Source organism: Burkholderia sp. BCC1644, from assembly GCF_902833225.1.
Classification (GTDB): Bacteria; Pseudomonadota; Gammaproteobacteria; order Burkholderiales; family Burkholderiaceae; genus Burkholderia.
This window is the reverse complement of record NZ_CADFEI010000007.1, coordinates 111,770-129,046: the sequence shown is the minus strand read 5'-3', so window position 1 is coordinate 129,046 and position 17,277 is coordinate 111,770. Positions and strand designations below refer to the sequence as shown.

At 66.1% G+C, this 17,277-nt stretch carries 17 protein-coding genes; 8 read left to right on the top strand and 9 right to left on the bottom strand.

The genetic code is table 11. The features are described from left to right. The first annotated feature begins 113 nt into the window (after positions 1-113). The 3 genes from HWX87_RS15720 (at position 114) to HWX87_RS15710 (ending at position 4,480) form a co-directional block, all read left to right on the top strand. Positions 114-1,637 (top strand): efflux transporter outer membrane subunit, encoded by a 1,524-nt coding sequence (locus HWX87_RS15720; protein ID WP_176047970.1) that lies wholly within the window; start codon positions 114-116, stop codon positions 1,635-1,637. A 71-nt stretch (positions 1,638-1,708) separates the two neighbouring features. Further along, positions 1,709-2,869 carry an HlyD family efflux transporter periplasmic adaptor subunit gene (locus HWX87_RS15715; protein WP_176047969.1) on the top strand — a complete coding sequence of 387 codons (1,161 nt, stop codon included), beginning with the start codon at positions 1,709-1,711 and terminating at the stop codon, positions 2,867-2,869. A 54-nt stretch (positions 2,870-2,923) separates the two neighbouring features. Beyond that, entirely contained in the window at positions 2,924-4,480 is a 1,557-nt protein-coding gene (locus HWX87_RS15710) for a DHA2 family efflux MFS transporter permease subunit (protein ID WP_176047968.1), read from the top strand. A gap of 107 nt (positions 4,481-4,587) precedes the next feature. On the opposite strand, the gene HWX87_RS15705 is transcribed toward HWX87_RS15710, so the two are convergent. Next, positions 4,588-5,220: a TetR/AcrR family transcriptional regulator gene (locus tag HWX87_RS15705; protein WP_208456534.1), complete on the bottom strand. Its 633-nt coding sequence runs from the start codon at positions 5,218-5,220 to the stop codon at positions 4,588-4,590. Positions 5,221-5,320: 100 nt separating this feature from the next. Here HWX87_RS15705 and HWX87_RS15700 point away from each other — a divergent pair, with 100 nt between their 5' ends. After that, positions 5,321-5,752: a nuclear transport factor 2 family protein gene (locus HWX87_RS15700; RefSeq protein WP_244137680.1), complete on the top strand. Its 432-nt coding sequence runs from the start codon at positions 5,321-5,323 to the stop codon at positions 5,750-5,752. Between the two features lie 60 nt (positions 5,753-5,812). On the opposite strand, the gene HWX87_RS15695 is transcribed toward HWX87_RS15700, so the two are convergent. From HWX87_RS15695 to HWX87_RS15675, 5 genes are all read right to left on the bottom strand, one after another. Continuing rightward, a complete protein-coding gene (locus HWX87_RS15695) occupies positions 5,813-6,565 on the bottom strand; it encodes a hypothetical protein (RefSeq protein WP_208456533.1) in 753 nt (250 codons plus the stop codon). 38 nt (positions 6,566-6,603) lie between these two features. Next, positions 6,604-7,008 carry an ester cyclase gene (locus HWX87_RS15690; RefSeq protein WP_176047966.1) on the bottom strand — a complete coding sequence of 135 codons (405 nt, stop codon included), beginning with the start codon at positions 7,006-7,008 and terminating at the stop codon, positions 6,604-6,606. Positions 7,009-7,128: 120 nt separating this feature from the next. Further along, positions 7,129-7,890, bottom strand: a complete 762-nt coding sequence (locus tag HWX87_RS15685; RefSeq protein ID WP_176047965.1) for an SDR family NAD(P)-dependent oxidoreductase — start codon at positions 7,888-7,890, stop codon at positions 7,129-7,131. 50 nt (positions 7,891-7,940) lie between these two features. Next, the gene (locus HWX87_RS15680; protein ID WP_176047964.1) at positions 7,941-8,738 is read right to left on the bottom strand and encodes an alpha/beta hydrolase; all 798 of its coding nucleotides are present in this window, start codon (positions 8,736-8,738) and stop codon (positions 7,941-7,943) included. Positions 8,739-8,880: 142 nt separating this feature from the next. Beyond that, positions 8,881-9,885 (bottom strand): LysR family transcriptional regulator, encoded by a 1,005-nt coding sequence (locus HWX87_RS15675; protein WP_176047963.1) that lies wholly within the window; start codon positions 9,883-9,885, stop codon positions 8,881-8,883. Between HWX87_RS15675 and HWX87_RS15670 the strand changes: the two genes are divergently transcribed. Continuing rightward, positions 9,866-10,792, top strand: a complete 927-nt coding sequence (locus HWX87_RS15670; protein WP_176047962.1) for a glutathione S-transferase family protein — start codon at positions 9,866-9,868, stop codon at positions 10,790-10,792. The two genes, HWX87_RS15675 and HWX87_RS15670, sit on opposite strands and share 20 nt — an antisense overlap. Before the next feature lie 175 nt (positions 10,793-10,967). Next, on the top strand, positions 10,968-11,561 hold the full coding sequence (locus tag HWX87_RS15665) for a GNAT family N-acetyltransferase (RefSeq protein ID WP_208456532.1): 594 nt from the start codon (positions 10,968-10,970) through the stop codon (positions 11,559-11,561). A gap of 44 nt (positions 11,562-11,605) precedes the next feature. Here HWX87_RS15665 and HWX87_RS15660 read toward each other — a convergent pair whose 3' ends face one another. Then, positions 11,606-12,424 (bottom strand): helix-turn-helix transcriptional regulator, encoded by an 819-nt coding sequence (locus tag HWX87_RS15660; protein ID WP_176047960.1) that lies wholly within the window; start codon positions 12,422-12,424, stop codon positions 11,606-11,608. A 178-nt stretch (positions 12,425-12,602) separates the two neighbouring features. Between HWX87_RS15660 and HWX87_RS15655 the strand changes: the two genes are divergently transcribed. Together HWX87_RS15655 and HWX87_RS15650 are read left to right on the top strand one after the other, a co-directional pair. Continuing rightward, positions 12,603-13,448: a carbon-nitrogen hydrolase family protein gene (locus tag HWX87_RS15655; protein WP_176047959.1), complete on the top strand. Its 846-nt coding sequence runs from the start codon at positions 12,603-12,605 to the stop codon at positions 13,446-13,448. 124 nt (positions 13,449-13,572) lie between these two features. Continuing rightward, positions 13,573-14,913 (top strand): APC family permease, encoded by a 1,341-nt coding sequence (locus HWX87_RS15650; protein ID WP_176047958.1) that lies wholly within the window; start codon positions 13,573-13,575, stop codon positions 14,911-14,913. A gap of 148 nt (positions 14,914-15,061) precedes the next feature. Here the strand turns inward: HWX87_RS15650 and HWX87_RS15645 are convergent, their stop codons facing one another. Together HWX87_RS15645 and HWX87_RS15640 are read right to left on the bottom strand one after the other, a co-directional pair. Further along, positions 15,062-16,357: an ATP-binding protein gene (locus HWX87_RS15645; protein WP_176047957.1), complete on the bottom strand. Its 1,296-nt coding sequence runs from the start codon at positions 16,355-16,357 to the stop codon at positions 15,062-15,064. Beyond that, positions 16,357-17,079: a response regulator transcription factor gene (locus HWX87_RS15640; RefSeq protein ID WP_176047956.1), complete on the bottom strand. Its 723-nt coding sequence runs from the start codon at positions 17,077-17,079 to the stop codon at positions 16,357-16,359. The genes HWX87_RS15645 and HWX87_RS15640 overlap by 1 nt, the downstream gene beginning before the upstream one ends. Between the last annotated feature and the right edge of the window lie 198 nt (positions 17,080-17,277).

The following is a 17,277-nucleotide window of genomic DNA, read 5'->3' as shown; positions in this document are numbered from 1 at the left end:
CGGTAACTCATTCATGCCATTCCTGACATTGATGCGCGAAACCTGGCTGGCTAACGTGTGCATATGCACTATTTAACCGTTCGACGACTGGATGACTCAAGGGAACCATGGAAATGAACACGACGACCTCTCACTCGCCCTCCCGGCCGCAGTCGGGCATTCGTAAGGGATGGATCACCGCCGCGGCGCTGCTCGCGTTCAGCCTGGCCGGCTGCGTGAACTACGCCGGCATCCACAGCGACAAGCAGATGGCGGCCCCGACGAAGTTCGAATCGCAACAGAGCCTGCCGGCCGAAGGCGGCAAGTGGCCCGCGATGAGCTGGGCCGGCCAGTTCGGCGATCCGCAGCTGCCGGCGCTGATCGACGAAGCGTTGCGCGGCAACCCGACGATCGACCAGGCGCGCGCGCGGATCGAGAAGGCGTCGGCGTACATCGGCACGGCCAGGTCCGCGCTTTATCCGAATGCCAACGGCAGCTATACGTGGACCCGCCAGCGCTACACGGCGAACGGCATCGTGCCGCCGCCGTACGGCGGCTCGTGGCAGGGCGAGAACAGCCTGCTGGCCAGCGTGTCGTGGGATCTCGACCTGTGGGGCAAGAACCGCGAGCGGCTGCGCCAGGCCGTTTCGTCGGAGAAGGTGGCCGACGCCGAAGCCGAGGAGGTGCGCATCACGCTCGCCGCGTCGGTCGCGAGCACCTACAACCACCTCGCGCTGCTTTATGCACTGCGCGACATCCAGGTTCGCGAAGTCGCCAACCGCGAGACGATCGCGCACCTCACGGAAGGGCGCGTCAATGCCGGGCTCGACAGCAACGTCGAGCGGCAGACCGCCTACGGCGAAACCGCGACGAGCCGCTCCAGCGTGAGCGATCTCGACGGCCAGATCAAGACCGTGCGTTACCAGCTGGGCGCGCTGCTCGGCGCAGGCCCCGATCGCGGCCTCGCGATCGCCGATCCGTCGCTGCACGGCGGCGACGTCGTCGCGCTGCCCGACAACCTGCCGGCCGACCTGCTGTCGCGCCGGCCCGACATCGTCGCGGCCTACTGGAAGGTCGATGCGGCCGTTCACGACGTGAAGGAAGCGAAGGCCGAGTTCTATCCCGACGTCAACCTGTCGCTGGCGGCCGGGCTCGACGCGTTCGGCTGGGGACGCTTCCTGACGGCCGGCAGCCGGCAGCTCCAGGCCGCGCCGGCGATTCACCTGCCGATCTTCGACGCCGGTGCGCTGCGTTCGCAACTGAAGGACCGCTATGCGGACTTCGACTACGACGTCGCGACCTACAACCAGACGCTGATCGGCGCGCTGTCCGACGTCGCCACGCAAGTCACGCAGATCCGCTCGACCGATCTTCAACTGGTCGATGCGCGCAAGGCGCTGGAGGCGCAAACCACCGCCTATCAGCTGGCCGTCGTCCGCTACCGCTCGGGGCTCAACCCGCAGCTGCAGGTGCTCAACGCGGATGACAACCGGCTGGCGGCCGAGACGGCCGTCGTCAATCTCGAGATGGGCCGCCGCGGCCAGCAGATCGCGCTGATCAAGGCGCTCGGCGGCGGTTTCGACGCGTCGCAGGCCGGCCTCGCCGCGACCGCCGACACGCCGATTCCCGCGCCGTCCCGGCCCGCCGCGACGAACTGACCGATTGCCCGCGCGCAGGTACCGCGTACCGAACGAATACCCCCTGATTTCACCTCTGACTGGAGCCACTCATGAACACCCCCGATTCGCAGCCGACCGATGAAGCACCGAAGACCCCGGGCAAGCGCAAGGCGCTGCTCGCGCTGGTCGCCGCGTCCCTCGGCATTGCCGGCGCCGCGTACGGTGCGTACTACTTCCTCGAAGCGCGCTATCACGTCGAAACCGACGACGCGTACGTCAACGGCAACGTCGTGCAGATCACGCCGCAGGTGTCGGGCACGGTCATCGCGGTGAACGCGGACAACACGCAGGTCGTGAAGGCCGGCGAGCCGCTCGTGCAGATCGACCCTGCGGACGCGAAGATCGCGCTGCAGCAGGCCGAAGCCGATCTCGGCCAGACCGTGCGCAGGGTACATGGGCTCTACGTCGACGACGACAAGTACCGCGCGACCATCGCGGAGCGGCAGTCCGATCTCGCGAAGGCGCAGGACGACCTGCGGCGCCGCCAGTCGACCGGCATGACGGGCGCCGTGTCGGAAGAGGACATCTCGCATGCGAAGGACGCGGTCCGGTCGGCGCAGGCGACGCTCGATGCCGCGAAGCAGCAGCTCGGCTCGAATCGCGCATTGACGGCGAACACGACCGTCGACCAGCACCCGGACGTGATGGCGAGCGCCGCGCACGTGCGCGACGCGTATCTGGCGTATTCGCGAACGACGCTGCCGGCGCCCGTGACCGGCTACATCGCGCAGCGCTCGGTGCAGGTCGGCCAGCGCGTGTCGCCGGGGGCCGCACTGATGTCGGTCGTGCCGCTGAACCAGGTGTGGGTCGATGCGAACTTCAAGGAATGGCAGCTGCGTCACATCCGCATCGGCCAGCCGGTCGAGCTGACGGCCGACGTCTACGGGTCGGCGGCCGTCTACCACGGCAAGGTGGCCGGCTTCACGCCGGGTACCGGATCGGCGCTCTCGCTGCTGCCGGCGCAAAACGCGACGGGCAACTGGATCAAGGTCGTGCAGCGGCTGCCGGTGCGGATCGAGATTCCGCCCGAGGAACTGGAAAAGCATCCGTTGCGCGTGGGGCTGTCGATGACGGTCGACGTGAACGTGAAGGATCACGGCAGCGCCAGCCCGGAAGCCGATCCGCCGTCGACCTACAAGACCGACGTGTTCGCGAAATACGGCGACAAGGCCGATGCCGCGATCGCCGACATCATCGCCGCCAACAAGTGATGTCCCGTCACCCGGCGCACACGTCGCCGGGCCGCGCCTAACCGGATGATCAACATGACCGCCAACCAATCGAATCCTCCCCCGCTGACGGGGCTGACACTCGCACTGGGCTCGCTGAGCGTGGGCCTCGCGGGTTTCATGACCGTCCTCGATTCCTCGATCGCGAACGTCGCGATCCCCACCATCTCGGGCAACCTCGGCGTATCGGTCGACGAGGGCACCTGGGTCATCACCGTGTTTGCCGCGGCGAATTCCGTCGCGATCCCACTGACCGGCTGGCTGACGCAGCGGCTCGGGCAGGTCCGGCTGTTCGTCGGCTCGATCCTGCTGTTCGTGCTCGCGTCGTGGCTGTGCGGCATCGCGCCGTCGCTGCCGTTCCTGCTGGGCGCGCGCGTGCTGCAGGGCCTCGTGGCCGGGCCGCTGATCCCGATGTCGCAGGCGCTGCTGCTCAGTTCGTGGCCGAAGGCGAAATCGTCGCTCGCGCTGTCGTTGTTCTCGATGATCGTCGTGACGGGGCCGATCGTCGGGCCGTCGCTCGGCGGCTGGGTCACCGACAGCTACGCGTGGTCGTGGATCTTCTACATCAACATCCCGGTCGGACTGTTCGCGGCCACGATGGTCTGGTTCCTGTACCGCAAACGCGATACGCCCACCCGGAAGCTGCCGATCGATTTCGTCGGACTGACCTTGCTGATCGTCTGGGTCGCGTCGCTCCAGATCATGCTCGACAAGGGCAAGGATCTCGACTGGTTCTCGTCGAACACGATCGTCATCCTGACCATCGTCGCGGTCGTGGGCCTCGTGCTGTTCGTCATCTGGGAGCTGACCGACAAGAATCCGGTGGTCGACCTGACGCTGTTCAAGCAGCGCAACTTCCTCGGCGGCACGATCTCGATCGCGATTGCGTACGGGATCTTCTTCGGGACGCTCGTGCTGCTGCCGCAATGGATGCAGGAATATCTCGGCTACCGTGCCGTCGACTCGGGGCTCGCGACGGCGCCGCTCGGCATCTTCGCGGTGATCGGCGCGCCGATCATGGGCAAGATCCTGCCGCGCTCGGATGCACGCATCATCGGCACGCTCGCGTTCGTCGGCTTCGCGCTCGTCTACTACATGCGCACGTTCTTCTTCACGGACATCAGCGAGGGCTACATCATCCTGCCGACGCTGCTGCAGGGCATCCCGATGGCACTGTTCTTCGCGCCGCTGACCGTGATCATCCTGTCGGGCCAGCCGCCCGAGAAAGTGCCGGCCGCGGCAGGCCTGTCGACCTTCGCACGGATGTTCTTCGGCGGCATCGGCACGTCGCTCGCGGGCGTCGTGTGGAACAACCGGACGATCATGCACCACGAGATCCTGACGCAGCAGGCGAGCCCGACCAACCCGCTCTTCAATGCGCAGATGGACCGCTACCATTCGCTGCTCGGCCTCGGCCAGGGCTCGTCGTATGCGTTGTTCGATCGCGTCGTGCAGTCGCAATCGGCGATGCTCGGGCTGAACGACGTGTTCTACGGCGCGGCGATCGTGATGATCATCATCATCCCGCTCATCTGGATCACCAAGCCGGGCAAGGCAGGGGGCGCGAGCGACGCGGCAGCCGCCGCGCATTGATCGCACACCGGAACGCAGGGAAGGCCGCGCCCGTATCGGAGCGCGGCCTTTTTGCATCCGGCCTCATCGGAGCCGGTATCGGACGCGGTATCGCATGCCGCGCCGGTTCAGCGGATGACGGGCGGCGGCTCGATCTCGCTGTCGATCAATCGTCGTGCCGCATCGACCAGTTCGGCCTTCAGGCCGGCGGCGCCGAAGGTCAGCGCCGACGCGTACGCCCCCTCCATCAGCAGCGACAGCTGGTTGCCCAGCCGAACCGGGTCGTCGACCGCCAGCGCGCGGCACAGGGCATGCAGGCGCGCGCGGACTTCCGCCTTGTTGGCGCATGCGATGACCGTGCCGGGATGGTCGCGATCGGGGAACTCCGTCGCGAGATTGACGAACGGACAGCCGCGGAACCGGGGCGTCGAGAGCAGGTCCGCGATGCCGTCGAACAATGCGTCGAGCTGCCTGCGCGGCGCACCGGCGTGCGCGGCAACGATCGCGTCCCACCACGCCCAGAAACGGCGGTTCTGCTCGTCCGCAAAGGCCGCGATCAGTTCGTCCTTCGACGCGAACGTCCGGTAGAGCGACGACTTCGATACCCCCGAGCGTTCGAGCACGGCATCGATGCCGATCGCGCGGATGCCGTGTTGATAGAACAGCTCGATCGCGGTCTCGACCAGTCGCTCGCGCGCAGAAGGTTCGCCGCGCCTCGGCGCGCCCCGTTTGGTGGTCGTGGTCGTTGTCGTCTTGCTCACCGGCGCCTCCGCGCAATCGTGATTGACAAAAGTACACCAAGCGCCCATTCTTCGTAAAGGTACAGATCGGTTCCTTTACAGATCGATGCGTGCCGCATGCATGACCTCGGCCATCACTCACCGGAGCAGCGCAATGACGACATCAGGGAAAACGGCAGCAAACAAGGCGCTGGTTCTCGAAGCGATCACGGGCGTTTTCATGCACCGCGATCCCGCGGTGCTGGATCGGCTGTTCAGCGACGATTACCGGCAGCACAACCCGCAGATTCCGAACGGGACGGCGGCAATCAAGGCGCTGCTGGGCAATCTGCCGGCCGATTTCAGGTACGAGCCGGGGCTCGTCGTGGCGGAGGGCGACTATGTCAGCATCCACGGCCGCTACTTCGGCTGGGGCCCGGAACCGATGGTCGCTGTCGACATCTTTCGCGTGGAAAACGGCAAGGTCGCCGAACACTGGGACGTCATGCAGCAGGAGGTGCCCGCGGCGCAAAGCGCGAACGGCAACAGCATGCTCACGTCGGCGCAGGATTAGGGGACGGCATCGCGACGTGCCCGACGCGCGATCATGCCGTCGCGTCGGGCACGTGGAACGTCAGGGAAGAGCAGGGCGATCGCCCGGCGCAGGTTCGGTGTGGAAATCGATGCTGCGGATGTCGATGGACACCAGGAGCGGCTCGTCGATCTTCTGCGTCGCATCGTCGTACGCAAAGACGCGGCGCGACATCGGCACCATCACGCCATGCACGTTGCGGTAGTCCGATGCATAGTTCGCGCCGCGTGCGCCGCCCATCACGTCGACCGTGTAATCGTGGCGGCGCAGCAGCCCGTCTTCGCCGAAATAGGACACCTGCTCGCGACTGTGGCTGGTTATCGTGTCCGGGAACGTGACTTTCAGGCGCCGCCAGGTTTCGCCGTTCTCGTGCCAGTCGGGCAGTTCTTCCGTGCGGAAACCCGGACGCGCGTAGAGAAACGGAATGGCCAGATAGGTCCAGAGCGCGTAACCGGTGAAGTACAGCGCATGCAGGCGATCCCAGCGCGTCTGCTGCGTATGGCCTTGATAGGCGCTGCGCGGCGTGCGCCTTTCTTCGGGCGCCGCGCCGTTCGCGGCATCGATCGCGACGACGTCCGGCTCGAACGTGCCTCGCCAGCCGCCAGCCCGCGACGCGATCTCGACCCGTTGGCGCCGCAGGTCGGCGGCCAGTTCGATCCCGTGGAACAGTCCCGGCTGGTCCTTCAGGTGCCAGACGGCGCCACCGATATCGAGCGCCGCCGTCACCGTGCGGAACCTGTTCCAGTTGTCGATCCCGCCGTGGGCGTCGATCGCCTGTTCGAGCAACGTACTCATTGCATCCTCCGTGTGTCGGTCGGACTGACGCGCGCGAATCAGCGCTCGTCGCCGAAGCGGTCGCCGAACATCGGATGGCCGCCGGCGGATTCGCTGCGCGCCGCCTCGTTCTGCAGCACGTCCCAGTGTTCGACCAGCTTCCCGTTCTCGATGCGCAGGATATCCAGCGCGATCAGCGCGACCGGCGACGCCGAATGGCTGTAGCGGCTGTGGATCCAGACGAAGTCGCCGTTGGCCGCGACCATGTCGTACTCGAAACGCAGGTCGGGCATCGAATCGACGAGGCCGAACAGGCCGTCGCGGCCGGCCGGCACGTGCTGGCTGTGCTGGATATACGCATCGGACCAGAACTTCGCGGCCTTCTCGTAATCCTTCCGGTTGAACAACGTGTCGAGCGCGTCGAGCACGAGCGCGATGTTCTTTTCCTCAAGTTCCTTCGACATGATTCGGACTCCGATGAGTTAAGGTGTCGTTGCGTCTGATCCGGCACGACACCACAGGGTGAATGGACAATCGTCTTCAGTGCATCCGCTTGCGCCGCGACTGCGTGGCGCGGTCTGCCGTCATGCGACGGGAATCGGGTTATCGGCAATGAACTGGTTGAACTGCTCGACGAACGCGTGCTCGTTCGGGCCCGCGTTGTCGCGCAACGGCTTGCCGGCCTCGACCACCACTTCGGTCGTCGCGGTTTCGAGCAGTGTCAGCGTCTCCGCGATGAACGCGTCGACCGGCATCGCGCGCGGGTCGCCGCTCTTGTGCACGAGATCGGTGTCGACCCACGGCGGCGCGATCTCTAGCACGCGCACGCTGGTGTGGCGCAGCGCAAAACGCTGCGACAGCGTGTACGAGTGGATCGCGGCCTTCGTCGCCGAGTAGAGCGCCGTCGCGGCGAGCGGCACGTACGCGAGCACCGAGCTGTTGTTGATGATCGTCGCGTCGGGCTGCCGCTTCAGGTGCTCGACGAACGCCGCGCTCACGCGCACCGGGCCAAGCAGGTTCGTGGTGACGAGCTGGACGGCCTGCTCGTCGTCGAGCGGTCCGGCCGCGTCGTCGAACGGCATGATGCCCGCGTTGTTGATCACGACGTTCAGCGCCGGATAGCGTTCGATCAGCTGCGCGGCAACCGTGCGGATCTGCGCGGCGTCGCCGATATCGAGCTCGACGGTGTCGATGCCGGGGTTCTGCTTCGCGACTTCATCGAGCAGGGCCTTGCGGCGGCCGGCGACGATCACCTGGTTGCCGCGCCGATGCAAGGCTTCCGCCAGCGTACGGCCGATACCCGATGTGCCGCCGGTGATGAAGATGGTGTTTCCGCTGAGTTTCATGATGCGTGCTCCTGGGTGGGTGAAATGTGTCGACAAGACATTCGCGGCCGTCAACTGCCCGCGAGGTGGCGCTGGAGAAAGCCGCCGACCGCGCGCAGCGTCGGCGCATGCGTCGCGATGCCGGCGCGCGTCGTGCCGGCGTAACGCGCACATTCGGTCGGGACGCCCGCGGCAATCAGCGACGCGGCGTAATGTTCGGCTTCGAGATGCAGCGGGTCGTGCTCGACCGTGGCGATGAACGTGGCCGGCAGACGGGCGAGGCGGCACGATTCGAGCGGCGCGGCATACGGATGCACGCGCTGCGACAGCAACGGCAGATACGCGCGATAGCTGGCCGCCAGCGTGTCGATGGCCGGCGCCGCGTCAGTCGTGTACCGGCCGACGCGCGTCATGCTCGGGTCGAGCAGCGGCGCGATCAGCACCTGCGCACGGATGCCGGTGTCGCCGCGGTCGCGCGCAATCGCGGCAACGCCCGCGGCGATATTCCCGCCGGCGTCGTGGCCGGCCACGGCCATTTGCCGCTTGTCCGCACGCATCGCACGGGCTTCCGCTTGCACCCACCGCAGTGCCCGGTGCGCGTCTTCGACCGCGTTCGGGAAGGGAAAGGCCGGCGCGAGCGAGTAGCCGACCGACAGCACCCATGCGCGCACCTGCAACGCGAGCGCTTCGCAGACGGCATCGGTGTCGTCGAGCGAGCCGCCGGTGAACAGGCCGCCATGGAAATAGAGGACGATCGACAGCGGGTGTTTCTGCGCCGGCGGCCGGAAACTGCGCACGTCGATCGGCTGGCGATGGCCGTCGATACGGGCGTCTTCGACCTGCAAACCGGAAAGGGAAACGGTAGACATACCAGTCAACGCGGCTGCGTTCTCGTTTGCTTGAACAATGAACGCATTCTGGTTGTTACCGCGGAGCCGATAAATCTCGCGCTTGCCGCAACAGTGTTCTCTTCCTGAGAACAATGCGGCGGCCGTTGCCGGCGGGGCCGGCCTACGCTAGCGGCACGTCCTCGTCGCCGTCCGGGTCGATCGCGTCGCCGTCCGGCGCATCGATGCTGGCCGGGCCGCAGCGGGCATCCGTTTCCGGCGTGCTGGACAGCCGCGGATCGTTGCGGAACAGCTCGGCGATCCAGTCGACGAATGCGCGCACGGTGGCGGACAGGTGGCGATTGTGCGGATAGACCGCCGAGATGGGCAGCGGCAGCGGCTTCCATTGCGACAGGATCTCGACCAGCGCCCCCGTTTCGAGGTGCGGCAGCGCGAGGAAGCGAGCGCCCTGGACGATGCCGAGGCCCTTCAGCGCGCCGCTCAGATACGCCTCCGCATCGTTCACGGCGATCGAGCCGCGCATCTTCACTTCGACCGCGCGGCCGTCGACGTCGAACGTGAGCGGCATGATCCGCCCCGTGCGCCCCCAGTAGTAATTCACGGTCCGGTGATCGGCGAGTTCCTCGAGCGTGCGCGGTGTGCCGAACTGCTCGAGATAACCGCGGCTCGCGACCGTCACGCCCTGGTAGATGCCGACGCGTCTCGCCACGAGCGACGAATCCTGCAGCGTGCCGATGCGTACCACGCAGTCGATACCTTCCTGCACGAGGTCGAGCGGCTTGTCCCCGAGGCCGAGCATCAGGTCGATGTCCGGGTAGCGTGCATGAAAGTCGTTCAGCGCGGGCATCACGATCACGCGCCCGAGCGCGCCGGGCATGTCCACGCGCAACCGGCCGCGCGGCGCTCGCTCCTTGCCGAGGAACGAGTTTTCGATGTCGTCGAGATCCGCGAGCACGCGCACGCATCGCTCGTAATAGGCGGCGCCGTCCGCGGTCAGGTTCAGGCTGCGCGTGGTGCGCTGCAGCAGCCGCGCTTTCAGGTGGGCTTCGAGGCCCTGGACGATCACGGTCACGCGCCCGCGCGTCAGGTCCATCGTATCGGCTGCACGCGTAAAGCTTTTCGTTTCCACGACGCGCGCGAACACGCGCATGGCCAGCACGATATCCATTGTCCGGACCTTTCAGAACGACGCGTTGAACCGCTTGAAACCCGGAAGCGCCCGACACCCGCAGGCGGCCGCACCCCGGCCCTCAAGCCCAGCGCGCAGTCTAAACCGCGACGCGGCAGGCCGCCACACGCGGTGGCCGCTTCGCGGCTGGCCCGACTCCGCAGTCGACGCGCGCGGGCCCGGTCGAGCGCGAACGAATGTCTTAAACTGGCTGCTCGTGCCGTTGAACCACTGTCCGGGGAGCGTTCCGATGAAACTGGTGGGCCCGTGGTTGTCGGGGTACACGCGCCGCGTCGGCGTGACGTTGAATCTCCTGAACATTCCGTTCGAGCATCTGCCTTTTCACGCCTACCGCGAGCCGGAGCGCGTCGCGGCGTTCAGCCCGATGAAGCGGGTGCCGGCGCTGCAACTGGACGACGGGCAGGTCCTGATCGACAGCGGCGCGATCGTCGACTATCTCGACAGCCTCGTCCCGGCCGAGCGGCGCCTGATGCCTGCCGGCGGCCCCGAGCGCGTGCGCGCGATGCAGCTCACGAGCTATGCCACGGCGTGCTACGACAAGCTGGCACGCTATTGCGACGAACTGATGCTGCGCCCCGAGTCCCATCGACTGCCGCATCTGCAGGCCGGTTATGTGGCGCAGATGCAGGCCGGATTCGGCATGCTGAACGAGGCTTGCGGCGAACCGTGGTTGCTCGGGGAACGCATTTCTCAAGCCGACGTCATGTCCGTCATTGCGTTTCAGAGTGCCGCGGCGGTCGTGCCGCAGGCGGTCAACGACGACGCATTCCCGCAACTGGCGCGCGTCGCGCAGCATGCGATGCAGTTGGCGGCGTTTGCCTCGACGGTGCCCGACCTCGGCGATCTGCAGGCCTCGGGGTTGTCCGGTGCGAACAGCGGGGCATAGCGGCCGCGTTCGCGTTGCCGCGCCATTGTTTCCGCGCGGCCAACTGTGAAGTCGTCCGCCATGCCTTTATCGGGCAGGCGACCGTTCCGATAATCGAAGCCATACGGTCAGGTCAGGGCAGGGCACGCGGCGATCCGGTCGCGACATGCCGGACCCGCGGGAACAGGCGGAGGCAATGATGGATACGATGACGCTCGAACAGGCCGGGCGCGGCAACCCCGAACCGGACGCGCCGGCGCTCGGCATCCGGCGCATCTGGGACGCGAAGGACGGCACGCCGATCCTCCTGCGTGCGATCGAGCACGGCGATCTCGACATCGAACGCGAACTGGTCGAGCGGCTGTCGAGCCACAGCCGCTACATGCGGTTGATGTCGGCACGCAAGCCGACCGAAGACGAGATGATCCGATGGACCCGCATCGACCGCCGGCGGGAAGGCGCGGTGATCGCGACGATCTGGACCGGCGGCCGCGAGCGGCTGATCGGCGTTGCGCGCTATGCGATGGACGAAGGAGAAACCGATGTCGTCGAATGCGCGATCGTGATCGACGACGTGTGGCAGCAGCAAGGGCTCGGCCGTGTGCTGCTGTCGAGCCTGATCGAACTGGCGCGACGCTCGGGCATGCGGCAGATGGTCGGCACGATGTTGACCGAGAACGATGCGATGAAGGGCCTCGCGCGCTCGATCGGATTCACGCTGTCCCACCAGCCGGGGAGCGCATTCGTGACGGATCTGCGGCTCGACCTGGATACCCGTCGGGGCGCGTGAAGGCGGGCGCTTGCAGGCATCCGGCCGCCGCCACACGCGGCGAATTACGCGGATTCCCCGGCTCTCGCCGGATCGTAGAACAACGCGAAGAGTTCGGACTGCGACCCGACACCGAGCTTTGCGTAGATATGCTTTTTATGCGCACGCACGGTCTCGAACGAGATCGAGAGCTTCTCGCCGATCGCGCGCGTCGAGAACCCGCTCAACGACAGCATCGCCACTTCGATTTCGCGCGTCGTCAACGCGCCGCGTCCGTTCTTGCCGGTCAGCATGCCGAAGCGCGCGTGCGGATCGGGGGCCTCGCTCTCCGTTGCGCGCGGCGCCTCCTTCACGGCGAACGTCTCGAAGCGCAGGCGCTGCTGCATCAACGACAGCACCCACGGCGTGTACAGCGTGAGCAACGCCATCTCGCGATCGTCGTACTTGCTCGTCTTGCCGAGCGAAAAACCCAGCGTGTGATCGCGATCGATCACGACGTTGAAATGCACTTCGTCGCCGACGATGTTCTTCTTGAAGTAGCGCTGGTAGTACTCGGTCATCCGGAAGTTGTCCGGCGCGACGTCGGCGAGCGTGTAGAAGCCCGACGCCTGTGTTTCGAACGCAGCGAGATAGAACGGATCGAGCTGGTAGAGCGCGGCCAGATAGTCCTGGAACATCAGGTCGATCTTGCCATCCGGCATCGCCTGTTCGGCGAGCACGAGCGGCGCGGCATCGCGTGCGAAACGCAGCGCGACCCAGTTGTCGAAATCGAGGTGCCGTTCGAGCACGCGCGTGAGGCGCGCCCAGAAATGCGGGCCATCGAGGGCATCGATGGCCGAACCGATCTCCCGATGAAAAGCGAGATCTCGCCATTCGAGGTCCATCGTGTCCTCCGGTGAGGGTAACCCTGGCGGGGAATTTCAGGTCAAAAATAATAACCCGATAATCGGCCTCACTTCGAAAGGCAGTGGCCGAGGCTGCTGTTTCGCTCGACGAAGCGTCGTATGCGCGCTGCAATGGATACGACACGCAGATGAAAGGCTATTGGAAGGAGTGGGTTTCATGCAGGTAGAACTCGCGCAACTCGCGCTGGTCGACGGCGATGTCGCACACAACACGCGCAAGGTGATCGACACGATCGGGCGCGTCGACGTGGCAGGCGGCACGAAGCTGGTCGTGTTTCCCGAAACGACGCTGTCGGGCTTCCCGACGCGGGACAACGTCGCCGATCTCGCGCAGACGCTCGACGGTCCCGCGTTGTCCGCGGTCCGCGATGCGGCACGCAAAAAAGGCGTCGCCGTCGCGGTCGGCCTCGCGGAACGCGACGGCGGACAGTTCTACAACACCACGGTGCTCGTCGACGAGCAGGGCGACATCGTGCTGCGCTATCGCAAGACCCATCTGTGGGCGTCGGATGTCGGCGTATTCACGCCGGGCGACCGTTTCGCGACCTGCACGTGGAATGGCCTGACGGTGGGCCTGCTGATCTGCTACGACATCGAATTCCCCGAGACGGCGCGCGCGGTCGGTGCGCTCGACGCCGATCTGCTGATCGTCACCAACGGCAACATGGACCCGTTCGGCCCCGTGCATCGCCGCGCGATCGCGGCGCGTGCGATGGAGAACCAGATGTTCGCGCTGATGGTGAACCGCTGCGGCTCCGGCGACGACGACCTGACGTTCGCCGGCCAGTCCGCGCTGGTCGATCCGTTCGGCGAGAGCACGCTCGAACTCGGCCGGGACGAGGCAGTCGTGCAGGCGAGCCTCGACCTGACGCGTCTCGAAGCGAGCCGCGAACACTACAGCTATCTGCACGACGCACGCGTGATGCTCGGTCTCGCGCCCGTCGAACAGCCGAACGGACATCGCGCGCTGATGATCGACGCGCGACGTCACCGCGCCGGGTAATCCGGCTTCACCCGCTTGTCCCTCTGCGGCATCGCGCGGGCGTCACGCCCGGCGCGTGCTTGCCCATTCCATTGAAATGCCGGTTACAGGCATTCGTATCGGCCCCGAAGGCCCAGGAGATAACATGCAAGCGTCGTCATCCCACGAACCCGCGCGCCTGAAGCGCACGCTCGGCCTGCCGTCCGTGCTGCTGTTCGGCCTCGCCTATATGGCGCCGCTGATCGTCTACGGTACCTACGGCGTGCTCGCCAAGGCCAGCGACGACACGGCCGCGCTCGCGTACCTGCTCGCGCTGGTGGCCATCGCGTTCACCGCGCTCAGCTACGGCAAGCTCGCGCGGCTCTATCCCGCCGCAGGTTCTGCTTACACGTACACGCGCAAGACGTTCAACCCGCACCTGGGTTTCATGATCGGCTGGGCGACGCTGCTCGACTATTTTTTCCTGCCGATGGTGATCTGGCTGATCGGCGCGGCCTATCTGAACGCGGCATTTCCGCATGTGCCGACGTGGATCTGGATCGTCGCGTTCATCGTGCTGACGAGCGGCCTGAACATCTTCGGCATCGAACTGGCCGCGCGCTTCAACATCGTGCTGATGATCGTGCAACTGGCGATCGTCGCGATGTTCGTCGTGCTGTGCTGGCACTACGCATCGGCGGCGGCGGGCGCGGGCGGTATCGCGATGGCGGAGCCGTTCTTCAAGCCGCACGTGCCGTTCGGCGCGACGATGGCCGGCGCCGCGATCGCCGCGTACTCTTACCTCGGCTTCGACGCGGTATCGACGCTGACCGAGGAAACGATCGATCCGAAAAAGAACATGCCGCGCGCGATCCTGCTGATTGCGCTGATCGGTGGCGCGATCTTCGTGATCGCCGCGTACACGATGCAGCTCGCGCACCCGGGCGTCGAGTTCAAGGACACGGATTCGGCTGCATTCGAAGTCGCGAAGATGATCGGCGGCGACCTGTTCGTGACGGTGTTCCTGGCTGGCCTGATCCTTGCGCAGTTCGCGTCGGGCATCTCCGCGCAGGCAAGCGTCGGCCGGCTGCTGTATGCGATGGGCCGCGATGAAATCCTGCCGAAGCGCATCTTCGGCTTCATTCACCCGCGCTTCAAGACGCCCGCGATCAACATCGCACTGGCCGGCATCGTCGGATTGATCGCGTTGAAGCTGGATGTCGCTACGTCGACGTCGTTCATCAACTTCGGTGCGTTCCTTGCCTTTACGGCCGTCAATCTGTGCGTGATTCGCCTGTACCTGTCGGGCAATCACGGCGAACGCAGGATCGGCGTGTTCGGCGGCATCGTCTTTCCGGCGATCGGCGCGGTGGCCGATATCTGGCTGCTCGTCAGCCTCGAGAAGACGGCGCTCGTGCTCGGCGTCGTGTGGTTCGCGCTCGGGCTCGTGTATCTGTGCTGGATTACGCGGCTGTTTCGGCAGGCGCCGCCGGAAGTGGCGATCTGAGCGGGGCGGGGCGGGGGCCGGCGCGGCAGTTTCCACAGGCCGTCGTCGGTCGACGGGTTTGGCAGCGGCATGGCAGCGCAAGCCCGATGCGACGGCATCCCGTCGCTGTTTCGCCTGACAGGCCGGGCAGCGCCGCCCCCTGTATCGATCAACCGCCCGGAAGTTCGACGCGTGCGATCAGCCCGGTCGGTTTCCGGTTGACGAGTACGAACGTGCCGCCGTGCATCTGCACGATTTCCCGCACGATCGACAGCCCGAGCCCGACGCTGCCGGGCCGCTCGTTGCGTGTCTGGTCGAGCCGCACGAACGGCTCGATCACGTCCTGCAGCCGGCTTTCGGGAATGCCGGGGCCGTCGTCGACGACGTCGATCCGCACGTTCGAACCGTCGACCGTGGCAGTCACCGCGACGTGGCTGCCGAAGTGGATCGCGTTGTCGATCAGGTTCGTCAGCATGCGATGTATCGCGTCCGGCCGGCAGAAGAAGCGGATCTGTTCGGGGCCGTGGTAGCGGATGTTCGTGCCGCCTTCCTCGTATTCGTCGCACAGCGTCGCGATCAGGGCGCCGAGATCGAGCCATTCCGTCTGTTCGCGATCGGCGCCGCTGCCGAGAAACGCGAGCGCGGACGCCACCATCGTCTGCATCAGATCGATGTTCCGGATCAGCTTCTCGCGCACGCTGTCCGTATGCTCCATTTCGAGCTGCAGCCGCATGCGGGTCAGCGGCGTGCGCAGGTCGTGACTGATCGCGGCCAGCATGCGCGTGCGACTCTGGATCGACGCGGTGATGCGCTCCTGCATCTGGTTGAACGCATGCGCTGCGCGACGGATCTCGAGCGGGCCTTCCTCTGCGATCGGCGTGACCGACATCGCGCGGCCGAATGCATCGGCCTGCTCGGACAGTCGCCGCAGCGGCCGGATCACGCGCGAAATGGCCCACGTGGACAACGCCGCGACACCCATGCAGAGAAAGATCAGCGCGGCGTAAAAGGGAAACGAATACCGGGGCGGATCGGCCTTGTTCCGGTCGGTGAAAACCTCGAGCGTCCGGTTGCCGAGCGGCACGCGCACCAGGATCGACGCACCGGGCTGACCGCCGGCGCACGCGCGCACGGTGACGTCGGCGACGGCGCTCAATTCGGCGTTGAGTATCGCTTCGAGGCTCCGGGAGTCCGGCGTCACGCCGGTGCAGGCGGACGGTGCCGGCGTGAGCCGGAACGTGAGCGCCGGTTGCCGCACGGCGGCGACGATCGCGTCGCGCGTGCTTTCCGGCGCGGCCTCGAGGCTCTCGACGAGGCTCGCGATCCGATAGGCGCTTTGCCACGGCCATGGCGGCGGCGGCGAGTGGTGCGACAGCAGCGCGATGAACAGCAGCGCCGTGGCGATCGACGAGCACGTCAGGATGATCAGGATCTGCCCGAGCGTGGTGGAAAGAATGCGGCGCATCAGACGACCGTCACGTCGGGCTGAAACACGTAACCGTCCGCGCGGACGGTCCGGATCGTTTCGTCCAGCGGATCGTCGCCGGCGAGCTTGCGGCGCAGCCGGCTCACGAGCAGGTCGACCGAGCGTTCCGAGATCGGGAAGTTCGTGCCGCGCGTCAGGCCGATCAGTTCCTCGCGCGAGAGCACCTTGCGCACATGCTGGCAAAGCACGAGCAGGAGATCCGTTTCCGCGCCGGTGAGCGGGATGCGCAGGCCTGCCGGCGAGCGCACGAAACGCCGATACGGATAGAACGTGAACCCCGAGAACTGCATGACCAGTTCGGCGGCAGGCCGGCGTTCGTCGCCGTCGGGCGCGCCCGGGCGTCGCAGCACCGCGCGGATGCGTGCGAGCAGCTCGCGCGGATCGAACGGTTTAGGCACGTAGTCGTCGGCGCCCAGCTCGAGGCCGACGACCTTGTCGGTCGGATCGTCGAGCGCGGTGAGCATGATGATGCGCGGGCCGCCTTTGTCGGCATGCAGGCGGCGGCACAGGTCGAGCCCGTCCTTGCCCGGCAGCATCACGTCGAGCAGCACCAGATCGACGTCGACCGTCGCGAGGAGTGCGTCCGCGGCTTCGACGCTGTCGGCTACGTGCGTGACGTAGCCCTTGCCGGACAGGAAGGCGGCGAGCGGCGCGCGGATGTCAGGGTCGTCCTCGACGATCAGGATGGGAATACCGGTCAATTCGGGTCACCGTTGGTGCAATCTTGTTTTGCGTCACGCGCGAGGAGACGGACGCATATCGGGCGCACCGGCCCGCAGAGGGCCACGCGCCGGTACCGACAAATGTACTCCGGCGCGGCGAATTGGTCTGTGTCAATCCGGACACAATATGTGAATCCACATACGAATCAACAACTTAGCCGTAGATTGACTTATCGT

Coding starts and splice junctions, on each gene's coding strand:
- HWX87_RS15710 (WP_176047968.1), top strand. CDS start 2,924: ATGACCGCCAACCAATCGAATCCTCCCCCGCTGACGGGGCTGACACTC.
- HWX87_RS15650 (WP_176047958.1), top strand. CDS start 13,573: ATGCAAGCGTCGTCATCCCACGAACCCGCGCGCCTGAAGCGCACGCTC.
- HWX87_RS15680 (WP_176047964.1), bottom strand. CDS start 8,738: ATGTCTACCGTTTCCCTTTCCGGTTTGCAGGTCGAAGACGCCCGTATC.
- HWX87_RS15715 (WP_176047969.1), top strand. CDS start 1,709: ATGAACACCCCCGATTCGCAGCCGACCGATGAAGCACCGAAGACCCCG.
- HWX87_RS15700 (WP_244137680.1), top strand. CDS start 5,321: ATGACCTCGGCCATCACTCACCGGAGCAGCGCAATGACGACATCAGGG.
- HWX87_RS15720 (WP_176047970.1), top strand. CDS start 114: ATGAACACGACGACCTCTCACTCGCCCTCCCGGCCGCAGTCGGGCATT.
- HWX87_RS15690 (WP_176047966.1), bottom strand. CDS start 7,008: ATGTCGAAGGAACTTGAGGAAAAGAACATCGCGCTCGTGCTCGACGCG.
- HWX87_RS15665 (WP_208456532.1), top strand. CDS start 10,968: ATGATGGATACGATGACGCTCGAACAGGCCGGGCGCGGCAACCCCGAA.
- HWX87_RS15645 (WP_176047957.1), bottom strand. CDS start 16,357: ATGCGCCGCATTCTTTCCACCACGCTCGGGCAGATCCTGATCATCCTG.
- HWX87_RS15655 (WP_176047959.1), top strand. CDS start 12,603: ATGCAGGTAGAACTCGCGCAACTCGCGCTGGTCGACGGCGATGTCGCA.
- HWX87_RS15660 (WP_176047960.1), bottom strand. CDS start 12,424: ATGGACCTCGAATGGCGAGATCTCGCTTTTCATCGGGAGATCGGTTCG.
- HWX87_RS15685 (WP_176047965.1), bottom strand. CDS start 7,890: ATGAAACTCAGCGGAAACACCATCTTCATCACCGGCGGCACATCGGGT.
- HWX87_RS15670 (WP_176047962.1), top strand. CDS start 9,866: ATGGCCAGCACGATATCCATTGTCCGGACCTTTCAGAACGACGCGTTG.
- HWX87_RS15695 (WP_208456533.1), bottom strand. CDS start 6,565: ATGAGTACGTTGCTCGAACAGGCGATCGACGCCCACGGCGGGATCGAC.
- HWX87_RS15675 (WP_176047963.1), bottom strand. CDS start 9,885: ATGGATATCGTGCTGGCCATGCGCGTGTTCGCGCGCGTCGTGGAAACG.